This is a genomic window from Cupriavidus sp. FW306-01-F10A, assembly GCF_058782785.1.
On record NZ_JBYSYA010000004.1, the window covers coordinates 221,519 to 238,661 of the forward strand.

General features: G+C 66.4%; 17 protein-coding genes and 1 pseudogene. 12 read left to right on the plus strand and 6 right to left on the minus strand.

The window, feature by feature from the left end; genetic code table 11:
• Positions 1–21 precede the first annotated feature (21 nt).
• The 3 genes and pseudogenes from AC3WLF_RS08275 to AC3WLF_RS08285 form a co-directional block, all read right to left on the minus strand.
• Positions 22–801 carry an IclR family transcriptional regulator gene (locus tag AC3WLF_RS08275; protein ID WP_492318991.1) on the minus strand — a complete coding sequence of 260 codons (780 nt, stop codon included), beginning with the start codon at positions 799–801 and terminating at the stop codon, positions 22–24.
• A 366-nt stretch (positions 802–1,167) separates the two neighbouring features.
• Positions 1,168–1,683, minus strand: a complete 516-nt coding sequence (locus AC3WLF_RS08280; protein WP_492352536.1) for a flavodoxin family protein — start codon at positions 1,681–1,683, stop codon at positions 1,168–1,170.
• A 166-nt stretch (positions 1,684–1,849) separates the two neighbouring features.
• Positions 1,850–2,128: pseudogene (locus AC3WLF_RS08285) on the minus strand (NAD(P)H-binding protein); the annotation flags it as partial.
• A gap of 180 nt (positions 2,129–2,308) precedes the next feature.
• On the opposite strand from AC3WLF_RS08285, the gene AC3WLF_RS08290 reads away from it, so the two are divergent.
• Positions 2,309–2,917, plus strand: coding sequence for a BMP family lipoprotein (locus AC3WLF_RS08290; protein WP_492355850.1), 609 nt, complete (start codon positions 2,309–2,311; stop codon positions 2,915–2,917).
• Between the two features lie 27 nt (positions 2,918–2,944).
• Here the strand turns inward: AC3WLF_RS08290 and AC3WLF_RS08295 are convergent, their stop codons facing one another.
• Positions 2,945–4,117, minus strand: a complete 1,173-nt coding sequence (locus tag AC3WLF_RS08295) for a GGDEF domain-containing protein (protein ID WP_492358070.1) — start codon at positions 4,115–4,117, stop codon at positions 2,945–2,947.
• Positions 4,118–4,515: 398 nt separating this feature from the next.
• On the opposite strand from AC3WLF_RS08295, the gene AC3WLF_RS08300 reads away from it, so the two are divergent.
• Entirely contained in the window at positions 4,516–4,854 is a 339-nt protein-coding gene (locus AC3WLF_RS08300) for an RcnB family protein (protein WP_011614497.1), read from the plus strand.
• Between the two features lie 85 nt (positions 4,855–4,939).
• Here AC3WLF_RS08300 and AC3WLF_RS08305 read toward each other — a convergent pair whose 3' ends face one another.
• Positions 4,940–5,188: a PA2433 domain-containing protein gene (locus tag AC3WLF_RS08305; protein ID WP_492318996.1), complete on the minus strand. Its 249-nt coding sequence runs from the start codon at positions 5,186–5,188 to the stop codon at positions 4,940–4,942.
• 487 nt (positions 5,189–5,675) lie between these two features.
• Here AC3WLF_RS08305 and AC3WLF_RS08310 point away from each other — a divergent pair, with 487 nt between their 5' ends.
• From AC3WLF_RS08310 to AC3WLF_RS08325, 4 genes are all read left to right on the plus strand, one after another.
• Positions 5,676–6,707 carry a collagen-like protein gene (locus AC3WLF_RS08310; RefSeq protein WP_492358071.1) on the plus strand — a complete coding sequence of 344 codons (1,032 nt, stop codon included), beginning with the start codon at positions 5,676–5,678 and terminating at the stop codon, positions 6,705–6,707.
• A 179-nt stretch (positions 6,708–6,886) separates the two neighbouring features.
• Positions 6,887–7,387, plus strand: coding sequence for a potassium transporter Kef (locus AC3WLF_RS08315; protein WP_010814410.1), 501 nt, complete (start codon positions 6,887–6,889; stop codon positions 7,385–7,387).
• 101 nt (positions 7,388–7,488) lie between these two features.
• Positions 7,489–8,937 (plus strand): HdeD family acid-resistance protein, encoded by a 1,449-nt coding sequence (locus AC3WLF_RS08320; protein WP_492358072.1) that lies wholly within the window; start codon positions 7,489–7,491, stop codon positions 8,935–8,937.
• A 45-nt stretch (positions 8,938–8,982) separates the two neighbouring features.
• Positions 8,983–9,333: a hypothetical protein gene (locus tag AC3WLF_RS08325; protein WP_035822695.1), complete on the plus strand. Its 351-nt coding sequence runs from the start codon at positions 8,983–8,985 to the stop codon at positions 9,331–9,333.
• Between the two features lie 23 nt (positions 9,334–9,356).
• On the opposite strand, the gene AC3WLF_RS08330 is transcribed toward AC3WLF_RS08325, so the two are convergent.
• Positions 9,357–10,265, minus strand: coding sequence for a MurR/RpiR family transcriptional regulator (locus AC3WLF_RS08330; RefSeq protein WP_010814413.1), 909 nt, complete (start codon positions 10,263–10,265; stop codon positions 9,357–9,359).
• 287 nt (positions 10,266–10,552) lie between these two features.
• On the opposite strand from AC3WLF_RS08330, the gene AC3WLF_RS08335 reads away from it, so the two are divergent.
• From AC3WLF_RS08335 to AC3WLF_RS08360, 6 genes are read left to right on the plus strand one after another with little or no spacing between them, the layout of a single operon-like run.
• Positions 10,553–11,074 carry a type IV pilin protein gene (locus AC3WLF_RS08335; protein WP_492319000.1) on the plus strand — a complete coding sequence of 174 codons (522 nt, stop codon included), beginning with the start codon at positions 10,553–10,555 and terminating at the stop codon, positions 11,072–11,074.
• Positions 11,075–11,076: 2 nt separating this feature from the next.
• Complete coding sequence (locus AC3WLF_RS08340; protein WP_492319001.1) at positions 11,077–11,571, plus strand: GspH/FimT family pseudopilin; 495 nt, start codon at positions 11,077–11,079, stop codon at positions 11,569–11,571.
• The gene (gene pilV, locus AC3WLF_RS08345; RefSeq protein ID WP_492358073.1) at positions 11,568–12,191 is read left to right on the plus strand and encodes a type IV pilus modification protein PilV; all 624 of its coding nucleotides are present in this window, start codon (positions 11,568–11,570) and stop codon (positions 12,189–12,191) included. The genes AC3WLF_RS08340 and pilV overlap by 4 nt, the downstream gene beginning before the upstream one ends.
• The gene (locus AC3WLF_RS08350; protein WP_492319003.1) at positions 12,188–13,231 is read left to right on the plus strand and encodes a PilW family protein; all 1,044 of its coding nucleotides are present in this window, start codon (positions 12,188–12,190) and stop codon (positions 13,229–13,231) included. Before pilV ends, AC3WLF_RS08350 begins: the two co-directional genes overlap by 4 nt.
• A gap of 34 nt (positions 13,232–13,265) precedes the next feature.
• Positions 13,266–13,823 carry a pilus assembly protein gene (locus AC3WLF_RS08355; RefSeq protein ID WP_492319004.1) on the plus strand — a complete coding sequence of 186 codons (558 nt, stop codon included), beginning with the start codon at positions 13,266–13,268 and terminating at the stop codon, positions 13,821–13,823.
• 40 nt (positions 13,824–13,863) lie between these two features.
• The gene (locus AC3WLF_RS08360; RefSeq protein WP_492358074.1) at positions 13,864–17,136 is read left to right on the plus strand and encodes a pilus assembly protein; all 3,273 of its coding nucleotides are present in this window, start codon (positions 13,864–13,866) and stop codon (positions 17,134–17,136) included.
• Positions 17,137–17,143 lie beyond the last annotated feature (7 nt).

Sequence of the window (17,143 nt, forward strand, 5' to 3'; positions counted from 1 at the left end):
AAAGGCGCCGCGGATTGACCGTCAGATCTGCGTATCAACATCCCGCAGCAGTTCCACGAGATCGGCAGCTGCGGCCTTCAGCACAGGCGCGAGGCGTTCGGTGATGGCTGCCATGTCTGGCTCCAACTCAACAGCGCCACAGCTCAGCGACATCAGTGTGGCCGAACGTCCCACCGTGACAGGGAGGGCAATCCCGTAAGCATTGCGCTGATACTTGCCCAGGGAAGTGCAGACCCCGAGGGTCTGAAGTTCCTGGAAGGCCCCAGCGATGCCGCGTTCGAGTTCGGCGATGCGCGCGCCGTCCACGCGCTTGAGGGATTCCAGGTATCCATGGCGAGCTTCTGGGCGCAAGCCCCACAGCCAGGCGCGGCCGGTCGCCGTCCAGCCCATCGGCAGCAGCGAGCCAACGCCGAGGCGTAGCGTTCCAATGCGCGAACTGGTTCGATGTGCGATATAGAGCATGTCGAGCTGATCAGGCACGGCAAGGGCGACCGACACATTAAGCCGGTCCGCCAGCTCCTGCAGTAAGGGATTCACGCGATCGGTGACTGGGTTGGTTTCCAGGTAGGTGTCCCCGATGTGGAGGGAGGCCGGGGCCAGCTCGAACTGCGTGCTGCCGGCAACGCGGCGCAGGAAGCCCAGCGCGATCAGGGTGGTGGTCAGGCGCGACACCGTCGCTTTTGGCAGGCCGGTGCGCTTGACGATCTCGCTGTTTGTGAGCGAGGCACGCTCGGCACGGAAGGCGCGAAGCACATGAAGGCCCCGTTCCAAGGTCATCGTGATCTGTGCGGGACGTGTCATGAATGTGTTGCCCTTTCAGCGTACCAGTCCGGGAGGGTGCTTGTCTGATCTCTTGTCGGCGCCGTCGTGCGCGGCGTTTTCCATACCACTGGAATCGATGGTAGAGGCGGCAACCGCACGGCTCAAATGCCAATTCACGAGCCGGCGATTGCCGGAACGCGAACGGTATTCGCGGGGAGCGAATCATGGTTTCGCCGATTATCCTTTGATGCGATGCGATGCGATGCGATGCGATGCGATGCGATGCGATGCGATGCGATGCGATGCGGTACGGCTTATCCGAGTCCAGTATCCGTCCTGCCCTGGTGCCGGGCCGCCCGTCTATCGCGATGGCATCCGCCGCCGCGACCAATAAGGAGCAGTGGGCTAGGGACGTTGCATTTGGTATCCCGACTCCGTGCTCGAGGCGGTGATTCCATCCGAAAACCACTCGGCATCGATCGCCTTCAGCATCTCGCCATGCGTAATCTGTTGGCCCATGCGCCCTCGCAGGATGTAACGGTGCTCGAAGGAGCCGGCGCCGCGCTGCATCACCGTCGCGCGGAAGGCTTCGATGTACTCAGGGCCGAAATGGCTGTTGAAGGTGTTGAACAGGACGACGCGCTTGCCGTCGAAGCGGTTGTTTTCCGCGAAGGCCCACATGGGCGGAGCCGGGCTGTAGAGCCAGACAGGCGAGCCGAGATAGACCGTGTCGAATTGCGTCAAGTCGATGGTGCGCGGCGTGATGTCCGCCACGTGCCCGCGCGCGTCGTTCATCGCATGTACCCAACCCGCCAGGCCAAGTGCATAGTCGGTCGAGTGCAGCTGGAAAAGTCGGGCGTTCAGCCGCTGCGCCACATGGCGTGCGGCCAGCCCGGTGTTGCCCGAGCGAGAGAAGTACACCACCGCAGTCTGTGGCGCGCCTGGCGATTCTCGATCCAGGTGACCGTGATCAGCACCAGTGCCGCAGCGACCAGGGCCAGCCCCAGTGCGATGAATAGCCATTGCATGATGGACATCGGTTTTCTCACATTTGCGGCCATCGTGACAGGATTTCATCCGTACAGGCTTACATGAAATATGGCTTGTCGCTATCGCTGTCTGGCTTGCTCACGCCGAGGTTGGCGCCGGAATGCAACTGGGGCGATTCGATGACCTTCACGATCAGATCCGCTACGCTCTTGCGCGACACCACGGTACCTTTGAAAGGCTCATGGCGCTCAGTCAACTCGTAGTCCACCTCATCCTCGTCGGTCAGCCAGGCCGGACGCAGGATGGTGTAATCCAGGCCCGAGGCTTCGATGGCGTCGGCGGCGCGGCGGAACGGCTTGAGGTCTTCACCGACGGTGGCCCGGTTCCCGCATAAGCGGGCTTTTTTTGCGTCCGCATTTTCCGCGCAAACCGTATTTCCTCATGCGCACACATTCGTATGCGGATGTGCGGCCACACCCTATATTTTGCATTCTTAATTTGTATGCAAAACGGAGGGTGGTGCGTGAAGTCCGAGAACACAAGGCGCAGTCACGCCATGGCGCTTGCCGGCGTGCTGGCGGCGACGGATTCGCGCACCGGCGTGGTCGCCCATTTGTCGGGCGAGAAGGTGCGCCCCGGGCTGAAGGGGCGCGCGGCGTTTCTCCATGGCGTGCGCAGCGTGGTGCCTGGCCTGCCGGCACTCACGACCTTCTGCGGCAACCAGCACGATCCGGCGTTGGCCGCCGACGCGGTTGCCGCGCAGGCCCGCGCCGGTGCCGATATCGTCTTTGCGATGATCGACGGCGGCCGCGACGGTGCCATCGCCGCCTGCCGTGCCGCGGGCATCCGCCAGATCGGCAACGTGGTCGACTGGACCAGCAGGCATCCCGATGTCTTCCTGGCTTCCGCGGTGGCCGACAGCGGCTTGTGCGTCGAGCAGGCGATCGGGGATTTCGAACGGGACCAAATTGCGTGGGGAACCACCCGCAGCTTCGGGCTGGAAGCGCCGGCGGCCGTCCGCCTTGCCCTGGGCCGCGATGTCAGCCAGGCCGCGCGCGCGGCGATCGACCACTGGAGCCAGCGGTTGCTCGATGGCGGCGTGGCCGTGGCGCAGGGCTATGACGGGCCGGAGTTTGCGGTGGCGGGCACGCCCACGGTTGCTTAGCCGCGCCGGACGGGAGGCACGGCAGCATCATGCCAGCACCGGCAAGCCGGCCTCCCGTTCCCACTCCACGCAATTCCTGCCCTTGTTCTTGGCCGCATACAGCACGTTATCCGCGCGCATCAGCAGCGCTTCCAGGTCTTCGCCGGGCCGCAGCGTGGCCACGCCAAAGCTGGCGGTCACTGTGTGCATGCCCGGCAGGACGTCCATTTCCGTGCTCTCCAGCGTCTGGCGCAAGCGTTCGGCCAGATGCAAGGCTGCATCGGGCGGGGTATCGGGCAACAGCACGACGAACTCCTCGCCGCCCAGGCGTGCGGCGATATCGCGCCGCCGGATGCCGGCGGCGATGATCCGGCCGATTTGCGCCAGCACCGCGTCGCCGGCGCTGTGGCCGTAGTTGTCGTTGATGAACTTGAAGAAATCGAGGTCGCACAGCAGCACGCTCAGCGGCTTGCCCTGAGGTGGCGGGATTTCCCGCGCGGCCAGCGCCTCCAGGCTGCGGCGCGTGTGCAGCTGCGTCAGCGGATCGGTGTCGCGTTCATGCCGCAGGCCGTCGATCACGTCCAGCGTGGTCGCCGCCAGCAGCGCCAGCGCCAGCGTGAGCAGCAGCAATGCCATGGTGACCTGCAGCCACAGCCAGTAGGCCGAGCGGGTGAGGGCGGCAGCGTCCTGTCCGATGACCGGAGCAATGGTCAGCACGGTGCGTGGCAGGAAATGGAGGGCAAACAGCAGGAAGACCCAGAACAGCACCTGGTCCGCAGTGCTGCCTGTGCGCAGGCGGGCCAGCGGCGCGATGCCCAGCAGCAGGATCAGCGCGATGCCGACATTCAGGATGTAGATGCGGGCGACCAGCTGGGGCTGCATGAAATCAAACCAGGCAAGCGCAGCAAACAGGGCCAGCGGCAGCGACACCAGCGCGCAGGTATCGACGCGCGCGCCGATGCGCGCCAGCATGCCACGCAGCATCAGCACGGCGCTGCCCAGGTAGAGCGCACCGGTGACGGTGGCGTTGCCGCCGCCGTTGCGCGGCTGCCAGATGATCTGCACGGTGATGGCAACCGCGTACAGCAAATAGCAGGCACCTAGCTCCAGCAGGTAGTGCCGCGTGCGCCCCTGGTTCCAGGCCAGCAGGAAGCAGAGCGAAAGCAGGATGGCCATGGCGGGATTGACCAGGGCCAGGAATTGACCAGTATCGTGCAACACGGAGAGTCCCCAGTTTTTATGGTTCTCTGGCAGGGACGGGTGCCCGCGTGCGAAGCGCCGTGAACAGGGCGTAAGCCAGGGAACATCGAGGGCGGTACGCGCCCGCGGCGCGGGCCGCGGGGCCGCGGCCCGCTGACAGACTGAGTAGCGGCCGCCCGTAACAAATTGTTTCTGTCAGGACCCATTCTAGTCACGGGTGGCGTCGGCGGCTCCCCCCCAATGGGTGCCAACCGGCAAACAATTGTGAACAATCTGTCAGGGCGCGAATGCCCCGTCGATCATATCGAGCGCCGGCGCATGGACGGCGGATGCCGCAGTTGTCCGTATTTGTGACTAATCTGGTAGATGCTGTCCGGATCCTCCGGCAGTTCGGTTTTCCCGTACGCAAGGAGATCACGATGAAGACCAAGAAAGCGATGCCGGCACTGTTGCTGGCGGCAAGCGTGCTGGCGGCGCCGTTTGCGATGGCGCAGGGTGGTGCCAAGTCCAAGCCGATGGCAGATCCCATGGCCGCCTCCGCGCCGGCGGCGCAGAACTCGCCTTATATGCAGGTGCAGCAGTGGAAGAAGGGTGACCGGCTGCCCACCGAGTTCAGGGACCGCCAGTATGTGATCGACGACTACAAGCAATACAACCTGCCCGCGCCGCGCAAGGGCACGCGCTGGGTCGGGATTGGCGCCGAATACTACCTGGTGGCGCCCAACGGTGTGGTCCAGCAGGTCGGATCGGGGTCCTGACCCGTCCTGCAGCGGCGACGACCGCGGGAAAAATAAACAAAGCCGCCACGCCTGGGCGCGTGGCGGCTCTTCTTTGCGATGGGTCTCAGATACCCAGGATCTTTTTCGCTTCGAGCAGCGATTTCATCGATTCGTCATGCTTGCCGGCCTTGTGATAGGCCTCGCCGTCGGCGCGCAGCTTGGCAACCTTGGCGGAATTTTCCGGCGACAGCGCCGGCTTGGTCGACAGTTTGGCGTCGATCGCCTTCATCTCGTTGGGGCAGTTATGGGCCAGCGCCAGGCCGGGGGCGCCGGCCAGCAGCAGTGCCGTAAGGACAAGGACAGGTTTGCGCACGATGGCCTCCGCGAGGACGCTGTTGGGATTTCCAGCATAGTCCATCGCCGCGCCATGCTGCGCCTGGCCGTTTGCCGGTGCCGCGCATATCCCCCCACGAAGGGGTAAATGGCGATTATTCGTTTCTCCTTTGAACAGCCCGGAGCCATGCTATCCCATCCGCAAATCAACCGTTTGGGCGAGATATTGCCGGTATTTCCTGGCCGCACCGGCGCGCACGGATGCGGTTGTGTGGTGCTTGAATTCGCCCGCTCTGAATCGGGCCAGGTGCCCGCCGTGTTACCGCCAGGCGCGGCAACCCGGGTACTTTCATAATCATTATCCCGAGTCATCCGGGATTTCAAACGGGCGTTGACGCTATTAGGGCGGTGGCAGCTTTTCGCTGCTCCGGGAAACGCGCTTCATTAATGAAACAGCCCGTGCAAATGCACGATTTATCGGAATCGCCGCGATCTCTAGATTGAACTCACCCGGCACGGATCCGGGCATGCCATTCATGAGAAACCGGGGGGCTTCCATCGTGCAACACATCGACCTGAAACTCGCGGCGATCCCGCTCGCCTGCCTCGCCATCCTGCTCGCAGGATGCGGTGGCGGCGGCGGCGATTCCGCGCCAGCCAGCGCCGCGCCATCCGCCAGCGCGGCCGGCCCGGCCGGCCCGGCCGGCGCGAACGGCAAGACCATCCTGTCCGGCGCCAATGCGCCCGCGGCGGACGCTGGCACGGACGGCGACTTCTACCTCAATGCCTCGACCTCGACGCTCTACGGACCCAAGGCTGACGGGGCCTGGCCTGCCGGCGTGTCGCTGGTCGGCCCGCAAGGCGTGGCCGGGGCGCCCGGCGCCGTGCTGCTGCACGGCGCGGCAGATCCCACCGCTGCCGATGGCAGCGAAGGCAGCTTCTACCTGAATACGGCCACCAATACGCTGTTCGGCCCGAAGACGGGCGAGGGCTGGCCGGCCGGGGTCTCCGTGGTTGGCCTGACTGGTCCGGTCGGGGCGCAAGGTCCGCAGGGCGAGAAGGGCGAAAAGGGCGACACCGGCGAAACTGGCGCCACCGGCCCCCAGGGCCAGCAAGGAGAGACAGGCGCCGGAGCGACGATCTACACCGCCAACTTCGCTGTGTACGACTCGCCGGATGGCAATGGCACCTATGTCATGACCGGCACCGCGCTGGACCGGCAAAGCAACGATCCGAATTTCGGCGCGGTGATGCCGGTGGGCTGCAGCGGCGGCCTGACCCTGAACGCGAGCCTGGCGGGCCCCGTGCCCGATGACGAGGTCAAGTACGCCCTGGTGGCATACCGTGTCGCCAGCGGCGCGGCGCTGGAAACGATCGCTCCGCTTGCCATCACCGACGCGTCCGCCTGCTCGCTCGGCGCCACCGTGCGGACCTGCTCGGCGCCGGCCACGACGGCGGTGGCGGCCAACGACATTGTCCAGGTGCAGGTCAGTGGCAACCGCAACTTCAAATGGGGCGGCGGGTTGTACGTCAACCTCTCCTGCAAGAGCAGCATCTGATCCATGCGGCGGCCACCCGGCCGCCACCGACCCTCTGCCAGGGCTACGAGCACGGCCGCGCGCCAGCCGCACCCGCTCCCTGGTTTTCCTGCACGCCTTCCAGTGTTATTTTGGAGGGCGGCTTTTTTTTCCGCGTTGTTCCCGATCGTCACGGACACTGACCAGGCCTGCCGCTGCGCATGGAAACCTCCGCCGAACACTATTCGCTGGCCCTGCTGTGCGCCGCCGTCCTGACCGTGACCGTGGTCGGCATCCACTACGAGGCACTGCGGCTGCTGTCAGCGATACACCCCCGGCGCTGGAGCGGGCGCATGAACATCGGCGTGCTGATCGTCTGCATCATCGTGGTCCATTGCCTGGAAGCGCTGGTGTTCGCGCTGGGTTTCTGGTTCGCCGACCAGGTGCTGGGCCTGGGCGGACTGACCGCGATGGGCGTTGCCGGCGTGTCCGGCGTCCACACGCAGCCAGGCGCGCTGGTCTACGCCTACTTTGCGCTGGAGACCTTCACCACGCAGAGCCTGGGCGACATCGTCCCGGTGGGCGCCAGCCGCCTGATCGCCAGCATCGAGCCTCTGGTCGGCCTGATCCTGATCGGCTGGTCCACCTCGTTCACCTATGTCATGATGCGCCGCGACTGGGAGCTCGAGCGCGACGAGGGCGGCGGGCGCCGCGCGCCCTAGCGGAATCTCCGCGCCACAGCTTGCTGTTGGCCGTATTGTCCTGTGGCCCAACCACGGGCCGCCCTCGGCGGCGGCCGGCAACGGAAGGAGGAAGACCGGACATGGCAAGACTGGTGATGATCCTGCTGGGCGTAGACTACCTGCGCACGCGCTGGCGCGGCCTGCTGCGGCTGGGCTGCCTGAGCGTGCTGCTGGGGCTGGCCATGTTTGTCGATGCGCTGGACAACGCCATCTATTTCCCGATGACGCCGTTCGCGGTGGTGTTGCTGCTGGAAGGGCTGGCAACGCTGGTGGTGGCGCGCACCGGCATCGGCGGGCAGCGCACGCTGCGGCAGGTCAAGGGCGTGTCGTTCTGCTTTGCCGCGGTGCTGATCGTGGCCGGCCATCATCACGGCAACTTCGTGCTGTCGATGATCTTCGGCACGCTGTTCCTGGCGGACGGGCTGCTGCAGGTCGTATCGGCCCGGGTGATACGGTTCCGCACCTGGCGCCTGGCGGTAGCCGTCGGCGTGTTCGAGATCGCGCTGGCCATCTTCTTCTACCAGCCGTACCCGACCCACTATGTCGGCACCGTGCCCTATTGCCTGGCCCTGGGGCTGATCTTCGGCGGCTGGAACATGCTGCTGCTGGCCTCACGCCTGCGCCGGCTGGACCGCAACCCCGGCATGGACGAAGCCGACGCCGCACCAGCCGCTTCCGCCGCCGGCCCGGCAACCGATACGGCTGCTGCCGCAGATGCGCCCGACATGACCATCTGGGACGGTCCGCCCGGACCCGGCGAGCACGCGCTGACCGTCCATGTCTGGACTCCGGTTGGGTCCGCCCGCGGCGAAGCGCGCCGCCAGCCGCTGGTCGACCGCTATATCGCCGCGGTGGACCGCGACGGCGTGATCTCCACCGGCCATGCCGCGCTGGAATCGCCCGAGGGCATCTATATCAGCCTGTACCCGGCCGAGGAGATCGACCGCTCGCCCGACGAATTCACCCGCATCCTGCGCGCCACCCGCGAAAACGACGTGGGCGGCAAGTTCCAGCCGGATTACCAGACCGAATCGCGCGCCTGGTGCCCGTCGACCGTGCAGGTGCGCATCCGCAACTATGACCCCGGGCGCCTGGACCGCTTCTGGAACGCCTACCGCCGGAACACCACCTACAACCTGACCCACCGCAACTGTTCCAGCACCGTCTCGCACGCGCTGGAAGCGGCGCTGGAAGGCGCGTCGGCCCGGGTCTGGCGCGAGGCCAGGGGCTGGCGGCCGCTCTGGCGCCTGCTGACCACGCCGGAGTTGTGGGTGGCGGCGCAGATCCGCAAGCGCGCCAAGACCATGGCCTGGACGCCCGGCCTGACGCTGGACTACGCGCGCGCGCTCAGCATGCTGGCCGATCCGCGGCCGTCCGGCTGGGCCAGCATGACCCGGCTGGCGCTGGGGCAGATGCGGCGCCGGCGCCAGGACTGGCGCGAGGCGGCGCGTACCCAGGCAGGCGCAGGTGGCATCGACGCCGCAAATGCCGGAAATGCCGGTAGTGTCAGACAGGCCGCGAACGATTAAGCTGGCAGCCTTTGCATAAATTCATCGAGCCACAGGAGAGAAGTCATGCCGAGCCAGCGAACCCTGACCCGCATTGCCGCCATCGCTGCCCTGGCGATGGCCTGCAGCGCGCATGCGCAGAGGCCGGACGGGGACAGCGCTGCCGCCGCCGCCATCAACGAAGCGGTGCAGCAGGGCACCACGCCCTACCGTCCCGACCCGGCCGCGACGCCGGGCAGCATCCAGTCGGACGAATGCCGCGCCCTGGCCGCGCAGATCGCCGAAGCGCCCAAGCGCGAATACCGTGCCACCCAGCCGGCCATCGAGACCGCGCAGGGCCGCATGATTCCGGAACTGGAGCGTGACCGGCCGAAGAAGTCGCTGCAGCAGGCGTACCGGGAGAAGTGCACGCAGTAGTGATGAGTGACTGGGGGCCACCTTCACTCGCGCCCCGCCACCACATACGCCCCGGTCCGGTGCAGCTCGCCCTCGGCCTGCTCCAGCGCACGGATCGCGCCCTTGCCCTTGCGCGCCAGCAGCTGCTCGACCAGGGCCTCGACCACGGCCACGCCGGCGGTGACTGACGGAAAGAACGACGGGCTTTCCACCGAGAACAGCAACGTGCAGTCCGCCGCCAGCGCGATCGGCGCGACCGTGCTGTCGGTCAGCGCGATCACCTTGCAGCCGCACTCGCGCGCGGCGGCGGCGACGCGGATGCTTTCCTGCGAGTAGGGGGCGAAGCTGACCACCAGCACCGCATCCTTGGGCGCCAGGCCGCGCAGCTCCATTTCCAGCGTGCCGGCATCGGCGCGGATCAGGTGCACCGTGCTGCGGAACAGCCGGTAGACATAATGGAAGGTGAACGCGATCGGAAAGCACGAGCGGAAACCCGCCACATGCACGCACGCCGCATGCGACAGCAGTTCCGCCGCTTGCTGCAGCGTCTTCTCGTTGTTGGCGGCAATCATGTCCAGGTTGTGGTGCTGCGCGTCCAGCATCTCGCCCAGCATGCGGCTGGAGCTGCTTTCACGCACCACCTTGCGCGCGCGGCGCGCGTACGGCTGGCTGCCGCCGCGCAGCGCATCGACGAACAATTCACGCAGCCCCTGCCAGCCCTCGAAGCCGAGATGCTGCGACAGCCGCACCAGGGTGGCAGGCTGCACCCCGGCACTGGCCGCGATCTTGCGCATCGACAGCACCGGCACGTCCTGCGGATGGTCGAGCAGGTAGCGCGCGCCGCCCTGGAACTGCGTGCTGAGCGTGGGAAAGTTGCTGCGCAGCAGCGCCAGCAGGGCGTCCAGGTCCTGCGGCGGCGCTTGCGGCGATGGGGTAGGGCTGTCGGGCGGCATGGGCATTCCGGATTCGGTGTTTGTAACGATTGTTGCACAGGTGCGCCCGGGCGCGCATCGGGCCGGTCGAACAGGGCGGGTCAGGGTTACCCCTCGCTGACAGTTAACGTCTGCATATGCCTTGGCTGTATGTCCTGAGCAGGTCTCGTAACACCACTGTCTGTTCGCTACAACGCCGGTCGGCCGGCATCATATTTTCCTTACCCGCTTAGCAGATCGTGACTTACACTCCGCGCCATAACCTCCGGAATTGGTCATCCGGAACATAATTGGTATCGGAGCGCGGCATGGGACATAGAAGCCCGGCAGTGCGACACGGCGGGAGGGTCAACCCGTCGTTTCGGGTCATTGGGGAAGTTGGGGCAACCGGCAATCCGTGCCGGGGCTGGCGCCTGCGCGGCGCCAGGGCAGCGCATGGCTTCACGCTGATCGAGGTGATGATCACCGTGGCAGTCATTGCCATTCTTGCCGCCGTCGCCATTCCAAATTACAGCCGTCACGTCGTGCGCTCGCACCGGGCCGCAATCGAGTCCTTCATGCTGGAGGTCTCGGGCGCCCAGGAGCGCTACCTGGTCGACAACCGCGCCTACGCCGCCAATCTGGGCGCGCTGGGCATGTCGGTGCCGGCCGCGCAGGCAACGCGCTACGACGTCGCCGTGACGCCGAACGCGGCGCTGCCGCCCGGCTACAGCATCGTGGCCACGCCCAAGGGCAGCCAGCTCGCCGCCGACGCCGACTGCGGCTCGCTGACGCTGACCAGTGCCGGCGCAAAATCCGCGTCTGGTGCAGGCACCGACTGCTGGAACTGACCATGCGGCGCGCCACATTCCCGCCGTCTTTGCCAGGCCGGCCCAGCCGCCGCGGCTTCACCCTGGTCGAACTGCTGTGCGCCATGTCGGTGCTGGCGATCCTCGCGGTCGCGGCGGCGCCGTCGTTCTCGTCACTGATCGCCAACCAGCGCGTGCGCGGTGCCTCGCTTGACCTGACCTCGGCGCTGCTGCTGGCGCGCAGCGAGGCGGTCAAGCGCAATGCCACGGTCACGCTGGCAGCCACCGGTGCCGCCTGGACTGCCGGCTGGGCGGTCACCGCGGGCGCCGAGACGGTGCGCAGCTTCGGGCCCTATGGCGGCCTGACCATCACGCCCAGCGCTGCAGGGGCCCTGGTGCTTGGCAACGATGGCCGGCTCACGGGCGCGGCCATGACTTTCGAAGTGGCGCCCAACGGCGATACGGCAGCGACGTCGCGCGTCTGCGTGCAGGTCAGCGAGACTGGCCGCGTCGCCTCCGCCACGGGAGCCTGCTCATGAAGCAAAGAATTCCGCGGCCGCGGCCGCGCATGACTGGCCGCCGCACACAGGGCGGCTTCCTGCTGATCGAGGTGCTGGTGGCGGTGGTGATCCTGCTGGTCGCGCTGCTTGGCACCGCCGGGCTGGTGGCGCGCTCGGGGCAGACCGAGATGGAGTCCTACCAGCGCGTGCAGGCGCTGGCGCTGCTGCAGGACATGGTTGCGCGCCTCAACGCCAACCGCCAGGTGGCATCGTGCTATGCCAACGGCGCGACCGGCATGCAGCTGGGCAGCGCGGCGGCGCCGCCGGCGGCGTGCACGCAGGGCACCGCCGCGCAGAAGGCTACCGCCGATGCGGACCTGCAGGCCTGGAACACGGCGCTGCTGGGTAGTGCCGAGATGCGCCTGGGTGCCAGCGCCGCTGATGCCGCCCAGGCCGTCGGCGCCATGATCGGCGCGCGCGGCTGCATCGAGACCGTCGACGCCGTCAACAATATCTACCGCATCACCGTGGCCTGGCAGGGCCTGGCCACCACCGGCGCGCCCGCTCTGGGCTGCGGCAAGGGCCAGTACGGCAACGATGCCTATCGCCGCGCGGTCAGCACGCAGATCCGCATCGGCACCCTGGGAACCGTGTCATGAGCCCCCTGCGCCTGTCCGCGCGCCGCCTGCGCCGCCAGCGCGGCATCTCGCTGGTCGAGCTGATGATCGGCATCACCATCGGCCTGGTGCTGCTGACCGCGCTGGCGAGCCTGTACCTGGCCAACAGCCTGTCGCGCACCGAATTCACCAAGTCTGCCGAGCAGGTCGAGAACGGCCGCTACGCGCTGGAGCAGATCCGGCGCGAAGTGGAGCTGGCCGGGTTCTTCGGCGTCGGCAACATTGCACGCAGCACCAAGGCCGCGGATCCGGCGCTGTGCGCGACGGATTCCGCCGCCCTTGGCTTCTCGCCTACTGCCGAAACCGTGCCGGTGGCGCTGACCGGCTATGCGCCGGGCGTCGCGGCACCATGCCTGCCGGATCTGGCGCCGACTTCCGAGGTGCTGGTGATCCGGCGCGTGTCGACCACGGCGGTTGCCGCCCCGGCGCCGGGCGTGCCCTACCTGCAGGTATCGGCCTGTTCGCAGGACACGCAGACCTTTGTCTTCGATGCCAGCGGCGCGGCGGCCTTCGGGCTGCGCACCAAGGCCTGCGATCCGGCCCAGCCGGCCGAACTGCGCCGCGCCATGGTGCGCATCTTCTACCTGGCCGGCTGCGACCGCTGCAGCAACGGCGGCGACGGCATCCCCACGCTGAAGATGGCCGAACTGGTCAACGGTGCGTTCCAGTCGCGCTCGGTCGCGCAGGGGGTGCAGGACATGCATGTGCTGTACGGCGTCGACCAGGACAGCAACGGCTCGGCCGACTGCTACGTGTCCGATCCCCGCGCGAACAACAGCGCCGTCTGCACCGCCGTTCCCGGCTATGACTGGGGCGTGGTGCTCAACAACCTGGCCAATGTCACCACGGTGCGCGTGCACCTGCTGGCGCGCACGCTGAAGCCCTCGGGCGGGCATTCAGACAACCGCACCTATGACCTCGGCCGCGCGGCGGCCGCAGGCCCGTTCAATGACGGCTACAAGCGCCACGTCTACGCGCAGGTGGCGCGGCTGGTCAATGTGGCCGGGCTGCGCGAGCAATAACGCCATACCGATTCAACACAGCGAAGAGCGAGCAATGATGAAGTCAACGGGCAGGCCGCTGCGCCGCAGGCAATCCGGGGTCACGCTGGTGGTGACGCTGGTGTTCATGGTGCTGTTCCTGCTGATCGCCGTGGCCATGGTCAATTCCGGGCTGGTCAACGTCAAGGTGGCTGCCAACCAGCAGCACAGCGCCGAAGCACGCGACGTGGCGCAGCAGGCAATCGAGCAGGTGATCAGCGATGACTTCACCAAGGCGCCGGTTGCGGTGGATGTGCCGGTGGACGTGACGGGTGACGGCAAGGCGGATTACATCGCGCAGGTGGCGGCACCGACCTGCGTGACCAGCAAGCCAGTGGCCAAGGTGATCGATCCGGAAAAGCACCCGGAGGATGCCGAATGCACGCTGGGCAGCAGCACCGGCAATGGCAACCTGGTCATGGGCGCAAGCGGTGTCAGTGCGATCAGTTCGCTTTGCAACGATACGCAGTGGGATGTGGCAGCCACCGTCAATGACGTCAATACAACCGGCGCCGTCGCGACGGTGCACCAGGGCGTGGCGGTGCGCACGCTCTATGGCTCCACTTGCCCCTGAAGTCTCGGGCCAGATCCGGATCTTGAAAGGAAGAACCAGCATGTCCATGCCCGCTCGCCGGCTTCGCGCTTCCGCCGCCTGTGCCACAGCCCTGCTCGGGCTGGCTGCCGCGCCCGCGGCGATAGCCGAAGACATCGACCTGTTCACCGGCCTGCAGGCCAACTCCGGGTCGCGTCCCAACGTGCTGCTGATACTCGACAACGCATCGGCGTGGAATGCCAATGCCCAGGTCGATTGCGAAACGCAGAACGTGGTGAGCGCCAACAACGATAACACCAACGTTGGCGCCGAGCAGTGCGCGCTGTACAAGGCGGTGTCGGACCTGATCAATGATGACAAGACGAACGGCAAGATCAACCTTGGCGTGATGATGTTCGGGCAGGGCACCAATACGGGTGGCCAGTTCCGCTTCCCGAAGGTGACGCCGCCCACCGCGCCGTCCGGGCTGGTGCTGATGGAGAAAGGTGCGGGCGGACAGGACATGCTCGACTACATCAAGACCATCGACCGAACCAAGGACAGTGCCAACAACTCGCAGGTCGGCGGCGCCATGCAGGAGGCATGGGCCTTCTTCTCCGGCAAGACGGGATTGTCCGGCACCACATACAAGTCGCCGATCACCAACCCGTGCCAGAAGAACTTCATCATCTACATCGCCAACGCGCTCAACAACGGCAAGCCGCAGGACTCCGGCCAGGATGCCTACAACAAGCTCAAGGAGGCGGGCGCCACCACCGCGCAGCTCACTCCGATCCCGCTGCCCAGGGGCAACAACATCGACAACTGGGGCGATGAGTGGGCGCGCTTCCTGAACGACCTGGACCTGAACGCCGCCAACAACGCGGGCTCGACCACGGCGACGCGCCAGAACATCATTACCTACACCATCGGTGTCACTGACGGTAGCCAGCAAAGCCAGGACTACCTGCAGTTCGTCACCAGCATGGCCCAGAAGGGCGGGGGCGGCAACTTTACAGTCCGGGCCGGAGATGACGACGCGCTTTCGAAGGCGCTGAAGGACATCTTCAACGAGATGCAGGCGGTCAACAACGTGTTTGCCTCGGTCAGCCTGCCGGTCAGCGTGAACGGGCAGGGTTCGTACCTGAACCAGGTCTATATCGGCATGTTCCGCCCGGACGGCAAGGCCCGTCCGCGCTGGGTGGGCAACCTCAAACAGTACAAGCTGGGCTATGACAGCAACGGCAATCTGGTGATGCTCGACGCCGGGGTGCAAGGCGCGATCGACCAGCCCCCGAAGAATGCGGTTAGCAACGCGGGGACCGGGTTCATATCGCCCAATGCCCGCAGCTACTGGACCGAGGATCCGCCGAAGGCGGTGGGCAGCTCCAGCATCGTGACGGACTGGCCCTCGGACGGGTTCTGGAAGAATGCCTCGTCGCTGCTGCGCAATGCCAAGGATTCACCCGACGGCGAGGTCGTCGAGAAGGGCGGCGCCGGAGAAATGCTGCGCGCAGACTACCTGACCAGTCAGGCCGGGCGCCGGCTGCTGACCTGCGCCGACGCGAAATGCAGCAAGGGGACCGCGCTGGCAAATTTCGATACCGCCAACAAGGCCCTCACCGAGGGCAACGGTCCGTCGCTGCTGAAGACCACTGCCGCGGATGTGGCCAATATGATCGACTGGGTGCGCGGCAAGGACGTCTTCGCCGCGCTGACCGGCACCGACCCCAAGAAAGAGGCGGAGCCCGGCCCCGGCGGCAACGTCACGGTGCGCGGCTCGATCCACGGCGACGTGCTGCATTCGCGTCCGGTGGTGGTCGACTACGGCGGCACCACTGGCGTGGTGGTTTTCTACGGTGCCAATGACGGCGTGTTCCATGCCGTCAACGGCAACCGCACTGCAGCCATTTCCACCACCGCGGGCACGGTGCGCGCGGGCGGTGAACTTTGGGGCTTCATCGCTCCCGAGTTCTACGGCAAGCTGGCGCGGATCTATAGCAACGCGCCCGAGGTGCGGCTGACGGGCAGCCCGCAGGACACCGCCGAGGTCCAGTTCGCTCCACGCGACTATTTCTTCGACGGCACCACCACGGTCTACCAGGACCTGAGCAGTCCAGCCACGCCGCAGGTAAAGATCTACCTGACCGCACGGCGCGGCGGCCGCCTGATCTATGCGCTGGACGTCAAGGATCCGGCAAAGCCGGAGTACCTTTGGAGCAAGACCAACGCCGACATCCCTGAACTGGGGCAGACCTGGTCGCAGCCGCGGGTGATGCGCGTGCGCGGCTACCCGACGCCTGTGCTGATCATGGGTGCGGGCTACGACCCGGATGGCGAAGATATCGACCCGGCGCTCAACGGCGATGCCTCGGCCAAGAACAAGCAGGGCCGCGGCGTGATCGTGCTCGACGCCGGGACGGGCGATGTGGTCTGGGCAGCCCTGGCCAATTGCGCTGGCATCAGCACGGGCACCTGCGTCACCATCGACAGCCGCGCGATTCCTTCCGACGTTGCCGTGGTGGACCGCAATGGCGATGGCTATGCCGAAAAGGCCTACGTCGGCGACGTCGGCGGCAATCTCTGGCGTATCGACTTCGGATCGACGGATACGGATACTCCGTCGACGTGGACGGTCGGCAAGCTCGCGCAATTGGGCGGCGCAGTGGACACCAACGATGCGCGCAAGTTTCTCTATCCGCCCGATGTCGTCGCCACCGGCAAGTACGACGCTGTGATGATCGCCTCGGGCGACCGCGAAAAGCCGCTGTACTCGCTGAGCCAGACCCCTGGCGCGGCGCAGAACGTGCAGAACCGCTTCTTCATGGTCAAGGACCCGAACGTCGACGGGAAGCTGCCTTCGACCTGGACGGCGGTCAAGGCGGCCGATCTTGTCGACGCGACCAACGTGGCCTACCGCGATTCGGCGGTGGCGAGCGGCTTCTACTTGTCGCTGGAATTCGGCGAGAAGGCGGTCAATGCGCCGCTGACCGTGGCGGGCTATACGTACTTCGGCACCAACACGCCTTCCAAGGTCGAGCCCGGGGCCTGCTATCCCGACCTGGGCGTTGCGCGGGGCTACGCGGTGTCATTCCTGACCGGGCTTGGCGTGAACAACGGGCCGCGGTTCGTCAGGTTCGACAACGGCGGGCTGCCGCCGTCGCCGGTGTTCGGCATGGTGTCGGTCACGCAGACCGACGGATCGACCCGGCTGGTCCCGGTGCTGATCGGGGGCGGCAAGGCTGGTGCCTCGGGCGGCGACGACAAGTCATCGCTGGGCGGCCAGGAGGTGAAGCCCGCCAGCACCGGCAAGCGCAAGCGCACCTACTGGCACACGCAGAGCGACAAGACCTAGCCGGCCG